The following is a 12554-nucleotide window of genomic DNA, read 5'->3' on the forward strand; positions in this document are numbered from 1 at the left end:
CGTGGACACCGCGTACCGCGTGAGTCCACTACGCCGCGACGATCCGGAATGGCTGGGCCAGTACCGGCTGACCGGCCGGCTCGGATCCGGCGGCATGGGCGTGGTCTACCTGGCCCGCGACCGCGACGGCGGCTACGTGGCGATCAAGCTCGTGCACGCGACGCTCGTCAACGACCCCGAGTTCCGCGGCCGCTTCCGCAGCGAGGTGGACCGGGCCCGGCAGGTGCCGTCGTTCTGCACGGCCGAGGTGCTCGACGCCGACCTCGACCACTACCCGCCGTACCTCGTGGTCGAATACGTCGACGGGCCCAGCCTCGCCGAGGTGGTCGAGGACCGCGGGCCGCTGCGGGCCGCCGCGCTGCACTCGCTCGCCGTCGGCGTGGCCACCGCGCTGACCGGCATCCACGGCGCGGGCGTCATCCACCGCGACCTCAAGCCGGACAACGTGCTGCTCGCGCCCGGCAGCCCCAAGGTCATCGACTTCGGCATCGCGCGGGCGTTCGAGGCGACCAGCCAGCACACCCGTACGGACCAGATGGTCGGTACGGTCGCGTACATGGCGCCCGAGCGCTTCTCGTCCGAGCCGGGCACGCCGCTGACCGCCGCCGCCGACATCTTCGCCTGGGGCTGCGTGGTCGCGTACGCCGGAACCGGCCGCACCCCCTTCCACGGCGACTCGCCCCCGGCCACCGCCGCCCGCATCCTCACCCAGCCGCCGCACCTCACCGGCCTGCCCGAATCGCTGCGCGACGTCGTGGAGCTGGCGCTCGCCAAGGACCCCGACGACCGGCCCACCGCGCGGGAGCTGCTCGACATGCTCCTCGGTGACCGGCCCGCGCCGCGCCGCGCCCCGGCGGGCCCGCGGGTCCCGGCCGCGCCGCGCCGCGCCCCGGCGGGCCCGCGGGTCCCGGCCGGGCCGCCCGGCGCTTTCTCGTCCGGCGCTTACCCGTCTGGTGGTGCTTTCCCGGCCCGTCCGCTCACTTCGACCGGGCCCACCGGCCCGTTCCGCGACGATCTGCTGGTGGCGGCCGCCGCGGACGCCCGCTACGACGGGTACGACCCGGTGCCCGGGCGGGAGGCCCGCGCCCGCCGGCACAAGCTGCTCGCCGCGCTGGCGGTGCTGCTCGTCGTCGCCGGCCTCACCACGGTCGGCCTGGTGATCAACGCGCAGACGCAGCTGCGCGACTCGTTCACCGCGACCGCGCCGCCCGACGGGGGAGAAGCCGCCGGGCAGGCGGAACCGGACGTGGAGCCCACCGGCGCGACGGCCCAGCCCGAGGGGACCCGGCCGGCGTCCCCGAAGCCGAGCCGCACCCGCACCCCGACGCCCGTACCGCTCGAGCCGCGCGGCGGGGAGCCGATCATCCAGGACCCGCTCAGCGAGCCCGGCCAGTGGCTCGACAGCGAGATCCGCGAGCAGAACGCCCGCTGCTTCACCGACGGCGTCATGCGCGCCGAGCTGGCCGACCGCGGCACGTTCCGCTGCGCCGGGCCCCGCGAGGAGATCGAGGACGACTTCGGCGTCGAGGTCACCACGGCGCTGCAGACGGCCGGCAGCTGCGCGGGCATCTGGTTCCACTGGGACGACGAGCGCGGCGGCCAGGTGCTGCGGATCTGCCAGGACGACATCTCGATCGCCGCCGACACGCCCGGCGACCGCCGCATCTACGACCGGGTGGAGCTCGCCGACCGGATCCCGCTGCAGAAGCCCACCCGCGTGCACCTCGTCGTGCGCGAGGGGGAGGCGGAGGTGTTCCGCGGTGGCAAGTTCGCCGGCGAGATCGACCTGCCGGTCAAGGGGCCGCACGAGGGCGAGGTCCAGCTCGGCATCAGCGTCGACGCGCTCGACACCGACCCGCCGTACGCGGTGACGTTCGCCGATGTGGACATCCGCTCGTTGTAGGCGGTGGTGTCGGTTGGGCGGCAACCGGCGTACGGGGCTTCGCAGGCACTATGTCGCCCGATAGGGTGCCTTCCTGACGGGGGAAACGACCCGCGCCGTGACACCGGCGCGGGGACGGGCGGCGAACAGGCCGCCGGGGGGGCGTAGGAGCAGCGGCATGGCGGACGAGCGGACCAGCCCGCTGCGCCCGCGTGACCCGCGCCGGCTCGGCCCGTACGAGCTGCTCGGCCGGCTCGGCGAGGGCGGCATGGGCACCGTCTACCTGGCGCGCAGCGCCGCCGGGGTGCTGGTCGCCGTCAAGATGGTCCGCGCCGACCTCGCCCCCGACGACGCGTTCCGGCGCCGCTTCCGCAGCGAGGTCGCCCGGGTCCGGCAGGTCCCGCCGTTCTGCACCGCGGAGATCCTCGACGCCGACCCCGACCACGAGCACCCCTACCTCGTCGTCGAGTACGTCGACGGGCCCAGCCTCGCCCAAGTCGTCGACGAGCGCGGCCCGCTGACCGCCGCCAACCTGCACAGCGTGGCGATCGGCGTGGCCACCGCGCTCACCGCCATCCACGGCGCCGGGATCATCCACCGCGACCTGAAGCCGCGCAACGTGCTGCTCGCCCCCGGCAGCCCCAAGGTCATCGACTTCGGCATCGCGCGGGCCATGGAGTCCACCACCGGCCACACCCAGACCGACCAGATGGTGGGCACGGTCGCGTACATGGCGCCGGAACGCTTCGGCGACGACACCTCGGTGCTCACCCCGGCGGCCGACGTGTTCGCCTGGGGGGCTGTCGTCGCGTACGCCGGCAACGGCCGTACCCCCTTCCAGGCGGACTCCCCACCGGCGACCGCGGCCCGCATCCTGACCCGGCCGCCGGACCTCGGCGGCCTCAGCGGGCCGCTGCGCGACCTCGTCGCGCACGCCCTCGAGAAGGACCCGGCCGACCGGCCCACCGCCCGCGAGCTGCTCGACCTGCTGGTCACCGGCCCGCAGGAGACCGGACCGGCCGCGGCGGCGCTGGCACACCAGCCCGGCCTGCGGGTCGCCGCGGAGGAGGCGCAGGCCGCCACCGGCTACCACACCGGCCGTCAGCTGACCGCGCTCGCGCCGGCCGGCGACCTGGTCGGCTACGACGAGGACTCGATCGTCACCCAGCCGGTGTCCGTGCCCCCGGCGGGCCCGGCCACCCCGTTCAGCCACGACCCGCACCCGCGCCGCCCCTGGGTCCTGCCCGTCGCGGTGGCGCTGCTGGTGCTGGCGATCCTCGCGGTGGGCGGCCTCGCGGTGACGTTCTGGCCGCGCGGCGGCGACGACCCGGCGGTGCAGACCGAACCCGACGTGCCGCCGCTGATGGAGGACTCGCTGCGGCAGCAACGGCTGTGGAAGGCCTACTACGACCGCGACGAGCGCGCCGGTTGCTCGTTCTCCGACGGCCTGGTGGTGCGCCGCGAGACCAAGGGCGTCTACCGCTGCCGCGGCCCGGCCGACGCCGAACCCGACGACCTGCAGGCCCAGGTCGGGGTGCGGCTGCTGAGCCCGGACAGCTGCGCGTCCATCTGGCTGCGCTTCCGCGGCAACCAGGGCTACCAGGTACGCGTCTGCGAACGCAACGTGTACGTCGGCACGCACAAGAACTCGGACATCGAGGTCCTCAAGACGTTCCCGCTCGACGACGCCCCGATCGCGGTGGGCGCGCCCCCGACGACGATCACGGCCAGCGTGGACGGCACCACCCTCGAGGTGCTGCGCGACGGCGAACTGGTGGGCACGGTGCCGGTGCAGGACCCCGACATCCAGGGCGGCCGGGTGGCGCTGGGCATCTACACCGAGCAGTACGCGCCGGTGGACGGGCCGTACGAGGTGGCGTTCACCGACATCAAGATCTGGGGCATCAACCGCTGATCCGTGCTCAGAACGGCGACTCGGGCCGCTCCTGCCGCATCCCGTCCACCACGAGATCGACCCGCTCGTTGTAGAAGCAGATCAGGTCGCGGACCTTCGGCAGCTCCGGCACCGGGTCGGGGTAGCTCCACGCCACATCCGGCACGCGGGCGTGCGACCAGTACCGCGCCTGTCCCTTGTACGGGCATGCCGTGACGGTCTCGCTCGCGGTCAGCAGGTCGGTACGCACATCGGCGAACGGCAGGTAGTAGCGGGTCGGCAGGCTGGTCTCGTACAGCAGCACCGGGCGCACGCTGTGGGCCAGCCGCTCCCCGTCCACGAACACCTCCACCCGCCGCGACGCCCGTACGGTGTCGACGCGGTGGTGCGGGTCCCGGGCGTGGACGTGGACCGGCTCGTCCTCCTCGTACCAGTCGAGGGTGTCCCAGGAGAAGGTGACGTGGCCCTTGAGCTCGGCGAACCCGTCCTCGACGGTCGCGGCGGCCTCGGCGCGGCGCCCACCGGCCTCGACGGACCAGCCGTCCGGGGTCTCGTCGACGAGCACGCCGGGGCGGACGTCCTCGAGCGGGACGAAGTACGTGGGGAAACCCTGCGGGCCGTATCGGATCAGCAGCTGGGCGCGCTGGGTGTCGGCGACGACTGTGCCGCCGAGGCGGACGCGGACGCGGCGGGGGGAGGGCTCGACGGACGGCTGCGGCGGTGTCCAGACCATGGGGTCCGGTCTACACCGTCAGCGGGTGGTACGCGAGGGGCGGTCGCTGTCCGATGTCGGTCTCGCGAAGAATCTGTGCTCAGCCTGCCGGCGGTTGATCCACGCCGGGCACGGCCACCGGCTGGTTGCCCGGTGGATGCTTGAACGCCAGCTTCTGCAACGGCGTCAGGTCGTGCATCGGCTGGAGGCGCTCGTGCAGCCTCCGTTCCTCCAGAACGTTGTCCGGCAGATGGAGGCGCAACCGCTCGTAGAGCTTGAAGCGGTTCATGGCGATGACGTTGGCCATGGCGTTCCCGTAGTCGTGAGCTTGCACGACAGCGCCGCGGTACGACAGATACGACAGGGTGTAGGGGACGAGAGCCGCGAGGAGCCAGAGTCCGTCGTCCCAGAGGAAGACGACTGTCAGCAGGAAGGCGATTCCGAAGTTGGCGGCGGTGCGGACGGACAGGTCCATCGCCGACCGCCGGTCGTTCAGGTAGGTGAGCTCGTTGGCTGGTGCCACCAGCGCGACCAAGGGAAGAAGCGCCGTGGCGGGCAGGCCGAACGGTTCACCGGCACCGACCTCGTACCTGCGCAGGACGTTGCCGAGGCGGGTGGGCATCACGTCGTCGTCGGCCCCGGGATAGGACGCACTGAGCCGGGACGCCTCGTAGTGCAGGGTCAAGAGCCTTTGCTGCACTCGATCCTCCGGCGGATCGTCAGCGTCGTCGATCAACTCCCGCAGCTCGGCGGCGTCCTTCGCCAGGTTGACCACGGCGTCGCGCCTCCGGCGGTGCCGGTCGACCGCCAGCTCCCGCATGCGCCGCGACAGGTTCCCCAGCCCCCAGTAACCCTCCGCCCACTGCACGATCATGAACTGCAGTGGATGCGTGACGACGCCGACGACCATTGCCACAAGTGCGAGCAGGGCGGCTTCGCCGAAGTCGAGCCCGGACAATGCCGCCCGGACAGTGCCGAGATCGGGGGGCCCGGACAACGCGCCACTGCTGAACAGGACGAAGCAGTACGCCACCAGCAGCACCGACGGCAGGAGGCTGACGAGGCTGAAGTACCGTCCGATCGCCTGCCGGACCCCCGACAACAGGCCTGTCATGGCGCCAGCGGATTGCTGTCCGCTATCTCGTCGTTGCGTACGTAACGTTTGCAGCCGGGGCGGTCGCAGTAGTACCGGTTCCTCCGGATGGTCAGCAGGCGCTGGCACGAGGGAACGTTATGCCGCTTGCGCGGTCCGCCGATGCCCTTGCCGGGTGGGTGGATGCCCGGGGGCGGCAACGGCGGATCATTGGTCATGAGGTGGAATACCACCATGGCGAGCAGGACGGCACTCCACCCGAGAGGGCCCGCCGTCGCGGCGGGCGAAGGGGAAGAACCGGCGCGCATAGCGGCTCCTTCGGTCCGATGCATGGTAACCGGGCCGAGCGGGCTCCCTCACGACAATCCGGATGCCGCCGCCCGTCCCGGAGGCACCGGTTGACCGGGCCGGGCGCGGCCCCGGAGCCGCCCTGGCTGCAACGGCTGAACCGGTTCGCCGACGACAGCGTGAGATCCCGCTCCTGGTGGACCTGGGGTGTCGCCGCCGTGGTCGCAGCAGCGCTCGCCGGTGCCGTCTTCGGCGTGGTGGGGACACTCGTCATCATCGGGGTGATCGCCGCAGTGGGCACCGTTCGCCTGGGCGAGCTGTTGTACGCGGGCCGGGGACAGACCGTCCGCGGCCTGCTCGGCATCGGGGTGGGGTTCGTCGTCGCCGTAGGCCTCCTCGCCCTGGCCGGAGGGCTGCCGGACCACCCGCAGCCCGGTGCGGACCTCCGCGGCAAGGAGATCAAGGAGCTGAGCGGGAAGAACCTTCGAGGTGCGCGCCTGTCCGGCGCCACGCTGGAAGGCCTCACGCTGACCGGCCGCGACTTCTCGGGTGCCGTGGCGCAGGGGGCGTCGTTCCGCGGCTCGAAGCTGAGCGAGGCTGTCTTCCGCGGCGCCGATCTGCGCGGCGCGGACTTCACCAGGGCCTGCCTTCGCGGAACGGACTTCTCCGGCGCGAATCTCGACGGCGTGACGCTCACCGGGGCCGACGTCCGCGACGCGGTGCTTCCCGCTGACCTCCCATCGGCCGAGCCGTCGGAACGCCCGTCGGCCACGTCGGCGCCGTCCGCGGGCTCCGCCGGACCGGCGATCTCCGCGGCCCCTGCCGCACCGGCGGTGTCCGTGACGCCGGGATCTCAGCGGACTTCGCAGCCATCGGCGCCCGGTCCTGGTGGCGCGGGGCCCAGTCCGTCGACGTCACCGCCCACCGACGTCTGTTGATCGACGATCCGGGCGGCCGCGGGGAAGGGGCCGCCCGGATCGTGTGCGTCAGTCCTTGGTCAGCCCGGCCCGGCGTAGTGCGTCGGCCATCGCGCCGCCGTTGAAGCTGCCGCCGGACGAGCCCTGCCGCTGCTGGTCGCCCTGACGGGGCTGCCCGCCGCGCCGGTCACCACCGCCACCGCCGCCGCGTCGGTCACCAGCACCGCCACCACTGCCGCCGCCGCGCCGGTCTCCGCCACCGCCGGTGCCGGCGCCGCCGCCCTGCCGCGGCTGGCCGCCCCGCTGCCCGCCGTCACGCGCAGCGCCGTCACGCGGCGTGCCGCCGCGGGTGCCCGCGCCGTCGCGGCCGCCCTGGCGGGGCCGGTCTGCGCCGCCCTGCCCCTGCCGGTCGCCGGCAGCGCCGCCGGCGCCGCCCGGGCCGCGCCGATCGCCGCCGGCGCCGCGCCGATCGCCGCCGCCCTGGCGGGGCTCGTCGGTGAGGCGCATCGTCAGCGAGATGCGCTTGCGGGCCTCGTCGACCTCCACGACGCGGACCTTGACCACGTCGCCCGACTTGACCACCTCGCGTGGGTCCTTCACGTACGTGTTGGACAGCGCCGAGACGTGCACGAGACCGTCCTGGTGGACGCCGATGTCCACGAACGCGCCGAACGCCGCCACGTTGGTCACCACGCCCTCGAGGACCATGCCGGGCTGCAGGTCGGCGATCTTCTCGACGCCCTCGGCGAAGGTGGCGGTGGTGAAGGCGGGGCGGGGGTCGCGGCCCGGCTTCTCCAGTTCCTTGAGGATGTCGGTGATCGTGGGCAGGCCGACGGCGTCCGTGACGAACTGCTCGGGGCGCAGCGCGCGAAGGATCGGGCCGTTGCCCATGGCCGTCCGCAGGTCGGTGCCGGCCGTGGCGAGGATCGTGCGGACCACCGGGTACGACTCCGGGTGCACGCTGGAGGCGTCGAGCGGGTCGTCGCCGTCGGGGATGCGCAGGAAGCCCGCGCACTGCTCGAACGCCTTCGGGCCGAGCCGGGGCACCTTCTTGATCTCCGAGCGGCTGCGGAACGGGCCGTTGGCGTCGCGGTGCAGCACGATGTTCTCCGCCAGGCCCGCGCCGATGCCGGAGACGCGGGTGAGCAGGGGAGCGGACGCGGTGTTCACGTCGACGCCGACCGCGTTCACGCAGTCCTCCACCACCGCGTCGAGCGAGCGGGAGAGCTTCACTTCTGACAGGTCGTGCTGGTACTGCCCGACGCCGATCGAGCGCGGGTCGATCTTCACGAGCTCGGCGAGCGGGTCCTGCAGGCGGCGGGCGATGGAGACCGCGCCGCGTAGCGAGACGTCCATTCCGGGCAGTTCCTGCGATGCGTACGCCGAGGCCGAGTAGACCGACGCGCCGGCCTCCGACACCATGACCTTGGTGAGCTTCAGCTCGGGGTGCCGCTTGATGAGATCGGCGGCGAGCTTGTCCGTCTCCCGCGACGCCGTGCCGTTGCCGATCGCCACCAGGTCGACGTTGTGCTGTTTGGCCAGCTCCGCCAGCGTGTGGATCGACGTGTCCCACTTGTTCTGCGGCACGTGCGGGTAGATCGTCGACGTCGCGACGCACTTGCCCGTGGAGTCGACGACGGCCACCTTCACCCCCGTACGGAATCCGGGGTCGAGGCCCATCGTGGTGCGCGTGCCGGCGGGCGCGGCAAGGAGCAGGTCGCGCAGGTTGGCCGCGAAGACCCGCACGGCCTCGTCCTCGGCCGCCTGCCACAGCCGGACCCGCAGGTCGGCGCCGAGGTGGATGAGGATGCGCGTGCGCCACGCCCAGCGCACCGTGTCGGTCAGCCAGCGGTCGCCGGGGCGTCCCCCGTCGGAGATGCCGAAACGCCCGGCGATGGCGGCCTCGAACGACGGCGCGTCGGCCTCGTCGGCGGTCGGCTCCATCGTGAGGTCGAGGACCTCCTCCTTCTCCCCGCGGAACATGGCGAGGATCCGGTGCGAGGGCAGCTTCGTGTACGGCTCGGCGAAGTCGAAGTAGTCGGCGAACTTGGCGCCCTCGGTCTCCTTGCCCTCGCGGACCTTGGCGACCAGCCGGCCCCGCGTCCACATGCGCTCGCGCAGCTCACCGATCAGGTCGGCGTCCTCGGCGAAGCGTTCGATGAGGATGGCACGCGCGCCGTCCAGCGCCGCCTGGGCGTCCGCCACGCCCTTGCCGGCGTCGACGTAGGCCTCCGCCTCGGCGCGCGGATCCTTGCCCGGGTCACCGAGCAGCAGGTCGGCGAGCGGCTCGAGGCCGGCCTCGCGGGCGATCTGCGCCCGGGTCCGCCGCTTGGGCTTGAAGGGCAGGTAGATGTCCTCCAGCCGGGCCTTCGTCTCGGCGGCCATGATCTGGCCCTCGAGCGCCTCGTCGAGCTTGCCCTGCGACCGGATCGACTCCAGCACGGCGGTGCGCCGCTCCTCGAGCTCGCGCAGGTAGCCGAGCCGTTCCTCGAGGACGCGCAGCTGCTGGTCGTCGAGGGTGCCGGTCACCTCCTTGCGATACCGGGCGATGAAGGGCACGGTGGCGCCGCCGTCGAGCAGCTCGACGGCCGCGGCCACCTGGCCCTCACGGACCCCGAGCTCCTGGGCGATGCGCTGATGGATGGCTGTCGTCACCCGCACGATTGTGCCCGGGGGGTCCGACACTTGTCGCGGCACCCCGCTCACGGCGAGCCGATGATCACCCTTCAGAAGGCGGCGCTCCGCGGCTGGACGGCCCAGAGCGCGGCCTCCGTCCGCGACGCCGCACCGGTCTTGCGCAGCAGGTTGGAGACGTGGACTGTGACCGTGCGCACCGAAATGCCCAGGGCGCCCGCGATCTGCTTGTTGGACATGCCCTCGGCCAGGCAGCCGAGCACCTCGCGTTCCCGGGCGGTCAGTTCCACCGGCTCACGCAGCTCCCCGGCGAGCTGCTCCGGGTCACCGGCCACCGCCAGCAGCTCGGTCAGCCGGTACGGGTTGCCGCCGGTGCGCCGCCACACCGCCTCCGCGACGTCCCGGGACGGGGCGCTCCCGCCGTACACATGGTCGAGGATCTTGTGCACGTCGCCGGCGCCGAGCGGGCCCAGATGGCGTCGCACCGCACCCGGGGACCCGGCCAGCCGTTCCAGCGTGCGTACCGTCAGAGCCGGGTTGACGGCCGCGTCCGGCGGCCGTGAGGTGACCAGCAGCAGCGCGGGAAGATCCGCGCCGGCCAGCTCGGCGATCAGGCTCAGGCTCGCCGGGTCGAGCGCGTGGAGATCCTCGACCACGAGGACGGCGGGACGCCCGCCCACCAGTCCCCGCACGGTGGTGACGGCGAGGCGCAGCAACGCGTCGGGCGTGTACCGCTCCCGGGGGACATCCGGGTCCTGCGCGAGCCATGCCAGCGCGTCCGGCGGCACGGGAAGGTCCGGGCGCGGACCGATCGTGGCGAGCACCGCCGCGAGCCAGTCGTACGGTGCGGGCGAGTGCAGCCGCGCCGAACCGGCCAGCGTCACCTCCGGGGTCGCGACCTGCACCGCGGCGGCCGCGAGCGTGCTCTTCCCGGTGCCGGGCAGCCCCGTGACGACGGCGGGAACGCATCGACCGCCGCCGCGCACCCGCTCCCAGGCGTGCCGCAGCTCCTCCAGCGCGACCGCCCGGCCGACCATCGGTACCGGCATCACCGCTCAACACTACGTAGTACGTACTACAGACATGCCCGCCGCCCTTTGGCAGTCTTGTCGCATGACCTTCGTGCAACGCGGCAGTCTTGTGTCATGAGCTTCGTGCTACGTGCGGTCGCCGCCTCCGATCAAGGGCTGGTCCGGTCCAACAACGAGGACGCGGTCTTCGTCGGCGAGCGGCTGCTGGTGGTGGCCGACGGCATGGGCGGCCTGCCCGCCGGCGAGCTGGCCAGCGACATCCTCGTGAAGGCGGTCGCCGTCGTCGACGACATGCCCGACTCGGGAGAGCCGCTGCAGGACCTGGTCGCCGCCCTCGGCACGGCCAACCAGCGCATCGAGGAGGCGGTCGCCGACGACGACGCCCGCGACGGCATGGGCACGACGGTCACGGCGCTGCTGCTGACCGGCGACCGCGTGGCTGCGCTCAACGTCGGCGACTCCCGCTGCTACCTGCTGCGCGACGGGACGCTGACCCAGCTCACCCGCGACGACACGTACGTGCAGGCGCTTGTCGACCAGGGCGTCCTGACCCCCGACGACGCCCGCCGGCACCCGCAGCGCGCGCTGGTCACCCAGGCGGTGCAGGGCGGGCCGTTCCGCCCGGCGGGCCGGATGATCCCGGTACGGGCACAGGACCGGTTCCTGCTGTGCAGCGACGGCCTCAGCGACTACGTGGACGACGAGGTGATCGCCACGACGCTGCGCTCGTACGCGGACCGGCAGGTGTGCGCGGCGGAGCTGATCGCCCGTACGCTCGAGGCCGGCGCGCCGGACAACGTCACCGTGATCGTCGCCGACCTGGTGGCGGACGAGGACTGAGGGTGCTCATCACCACCGACCGGTTGGTGCTGCGGAGGTTCCGGCTCGAGGACGCGGCGGCGCTGGCGGCGTACCGGTCGATCCCCGAGGTCGCGCGCTACCAGTCCTGGTCCGCGCCGTACTCGCTGGACAAGGCCCGCTACTCGGTCCAGACGATGGTCGCATCCGACCCGGCGATGCCCGGCTGGTTCCAGTACGCCGTCGAGCTGGCCGCCGACGCGACGCTGATCGGCGACGTGGGCGTGAATCTGGCGGACAACCTGATGCAGGCCGAGATCGGCTACACGCTGCGGCCGGACCACCAGGGCCACGGGTACGCGACCGAGGCGGTGCGCGCGGTGCTCGACCACCTCTTCCGGGCCCGGCACCTGCACCGGGTGTCGGCGGAGTGTGACGCCCGGAACGTACGGTCGGCGCGCCTGCTGGAACGGGTCGGCTTCACCCGCGAGGGGCTGCGCCGGCAGCACACGTGGATGAAGCACGAGTGGACGGACGACCTCCTGTACGGCCTCCTCGCCGCCGAGTGGCCGCCACCGACCCGCTCGGGGTGATCGGGCGCTTTGCCATCCCGCTCTGCGGGCGTTGGCCGTCCTGCTCTGGGTGGCGGGCGCCGGGCCTTCCTGCTCTGGGGGTGGGCGGGCGCCGGGCCTTCCTGCTCCGGGAGTGGCCGGGTGCCCTCGGGCCGGGTTCCGGGGCGCGGCCCGGCGGTTGTCCACAGGCCTTGCCGGACGATCCCCGCGGGCCCGGCGCGAGCGCTATGGTGCGAGGGATCCATCGGCACCCTGACCTCGGCAAAGGAGCCGGTCATGACAGTCCGCCTCAACCCTTACATCGCCTTCACCGACGGCAACGCCCGCGAGGCGATGGAGTTCTACGAGTCTGTCTTCGGCGGCACCCTCACCATGAACACCTTCGGCGACTTCGGCGCGCCGGACCCGGCCATCGCCGACAAGATCATGCACGCCATGCTCGAGACCGGCGACGGCCTCGCGCTGATGGCCTCCGACCCGCCGCCGGACATGCCGGTGCAACCGGGCAGCAGCATCTCCATCAGCCTCAGCGGCGACGACGCGGAGCGGCTGCACGGCTACTGGGCCAAGCTCTCCGACGGCGGCACGGTGACGGTGCCCCTGGAGAAGCAGATGTGGGGCGACGAGTTCGGCACGTGCCGCGACCGGTTCGGCGTCGAGTGGATGGTCAACATCGCCTCACCCCAGCCGTAGGCCGGCGCGGCCGCCGGTCCGGGCGGCATCCGTCCGGCAT

11 protein-coding genes are annotated in these 12554 nt (G+C 72.9%); 6 read left to right on the forward strand and 5 right to left on the reverse strand.

Translation table 11 applies throughout. From position 1 onward, the window contains the following. The first annotated feature begins 1 nt into the window (after position 1). Together IT780_RS42415 and IT780_RS39090 are read left to right on the forward strand one after the other, a co-directional pair. Positions 2 to 1903 carry a serine/threonine protein kinase gene (locus IT780_RS42415; RefSeq protein ID WP_307831623.1) on the forward strand — a complete coding sequence of 634 codons (1902 nt, stop codon included), beginning with the start codon at positions 2 to 4 and terminating at the stop codon, positions 1901 to 1903. Positions 1904 to 2060: 157 nt separating this feature from the next. Continuing rightward, complete coding sequence (locus tag IT780_RS39090) at positions 2061 to 3797, forward strand: serine/threonine protein kinase (RefSeq protein WP_199516926.1); 1737 nt, start codon at positions 2061 to 2063, stop codon at positions 3795 to 3797. Between the two features lie 7 nt (positions 3798 to 3804). Here the strand turns inward: IT780_RS39090 and IT780_RS39095 are convergent, their stop codons facing one another. The 3 genes from IT780_RS39095 to IT780_RS39105 all read right to left on the reverse strand — a co-directional run bounded on the left by IT780_RS39095 (position 3805) and on the right by IT780_RS39105 (position 5889). Beyond that, positions 3805 to 4509: a DUF427 domain-containing protein gene (locus IT780_RS39095; RefSeq protein WP_199516927.1), complete on the reverse strand. Its 705-nt coding sequence runs from the start codon at positions 4507 to 4509 to the stop codon at positions 3805 to 3807. A gap of 79 nt (positions 4510 to 4588) precedes the next feature. After that, entirely contained in the window at positions 4589 to 5530 is a 942-nt protein-coding gene (locus IT780_RS39100) for a hypothetical protein (RefSeq protein ID WP_199516928.1), read from the reverse strand. Between the two features lie 68 nt (positions 5531 to 5598). Next, positions 5599 to 5889, reverse strand: coding sequence for a hypothetical protein (locus IT780_RS39105; RefSeq protein WP_199516929.1), 291 nt, complete (start codon positions 5887 to 5889; stop codon positions 5599 to 5601). A 90-nt stretch (positions 5890 to 5979) separates the two neighbouring features. Here IT780_RS39105 and IT780_RS39110 point away from each other — a divergent pair, with 90 nt between their 5' ends. Further along, positions 5980 to 6807 carry a pentapeptide repeat-containing protein gene (locus tag IT780_RS39110; protein WP_233414237.1) on the forward strand — a complete coding sequence of 276 codons (828 nt, stop codon included), beginning with the start codon at positions 5980 to 5982 and terminating at the stop codon, positions 6805 to 6807. 48 nt (positions 6808 to 6855) lie between these two features. On the opposite strand, the gene IT780_RS39115 is transcribed toward IT780_RS39110, so the two are convergent. Next, positions 6856 to 9441, reverse strand: a complete 2586-nt coding sequence (locus IT780_RS39115) for a Tex family protein (protein ID WP_199516931.1) — start codon at positions 9439 to 9441, stop codon at positions 6856 to 6858. Positions 9442 to 9512: 71 nt separating this feature from the next. Then, complete coding sequence (locus IT780_RS39120) at positions 9513 to 10469, reverse strand: helix-turn-helix transcriptional regulator (RefSeq protein ID WP_233414252.1); 957 nt, start codon at positions 10467 to 10469, stop codon at positions 9513 to 9515. Positions 10470 to 10565: 96 nt separating this feature from the next. Between IT780_RS39120 and IT780_RS39125 the strand changes: the two genes are divergently transcribed. The 3 genes from IT780_RS39125 to IT780_RS39135 all read left to right on the forward strand — a co-directional run bounded on the left by IT780_RS39125 (position 10566) and on the right by IT780_RS39135 (position 12514). After that, positions 10566 to 11291 (forward strand): PP2C family protein-serine/threonine phosphatase, encoded by a 726-nt coding sequence (locus tag IT780_RS39125; RefSeq protein ID WP_199516933.1) that lies wholly within the window; start codon positions 10566 to 10568, stop codon positions 11289 to 11291. 2 nt (positions 11292 to 11293) lie between these two features. After that, the gene (locus IT780_RS39130) at positions 11294 to 11842 is read left to right on the forward strand and encodes a GNAT family N-acetyltransferase (RefSeq protein WP_199516934.1); all 549 of its coding nucleotides are present in this window, start codon (positions 11294 to 11296) and stop codon (positions 11840 to 11842) included. 255 nt (positions 11843 to 12097) lie between these two features. Further along, positions 12098 to 12514, forward strand: coding sequence for a VOC family protein (locus IT780_RS39135; protein WP_199516935.1), 417 nt, complete (start codon positions 12098 to 12100; stop codon positions 12512 to 12514). The last annotated feature ends 40 nt before the right edge of the window (positions 12515 to 12554 follow it).

Origin of the sequence: Nucisporomicrobium flavum, from assembly GCF_016464385.1 — a bacterium.
Taxonomy (GTDB): Bacteria; Actinomycetota; Actinomycetes; order Mycobacteriales; family Micromonosporaceae; genus Actinoplanes; species Actinoplanes flavus_A.

What these genes read in the sequence shown, in the direction of transcription:
- IT780_RS39095 (WP_199516927.1), bottom strand. Translation starts at nt 4,509, where the DNA reads ATGGTCTGGACACCGCCGCAGCCGTCCGTCGAGCCCTCCCCCCGCCGC.
- IT780_RS39135 (WP_199516935.1), top strand. Translation starts at nt 12,098, where the DNA reads ATGACAGTCCGCCTCAACCCTTACATCGCCTTCACCGACGGCAACGCC.
- IT780_RS39105 (WP_199516929.1), bottom strand. Translation starts at nt 5,889, where the DNA reads ATGCGCGCCGGTTCTTCCCCTTCGCCCGCCGCGACGGCGGGCCCTCTC.
- IT780_RS39090 (WP_199516926.1), top strand. Translation starts at nt 2,061, where the DNA reads ATGGCGGACGAGCGGACCAGCCCGCTGCGCCCGCGTGACCCGCGCCGG.
- IT780_RS39120 (WP_233414252.1), bottom strand. Translation starts at nt 10,469, where the DNA reads ATGCCGGTACCGATGGTCGGCCGGGCGGTCGCGCTGGAGGAGCTGCGG.
- IT780_RS39125 (WP_199516933.1), top strand. Translation starts at nt 10,566, where the DNA reads ATGAGCTTCGTGCTACGTGCGGTCGCCGCCTCCGATCAAGGGCTGGTC.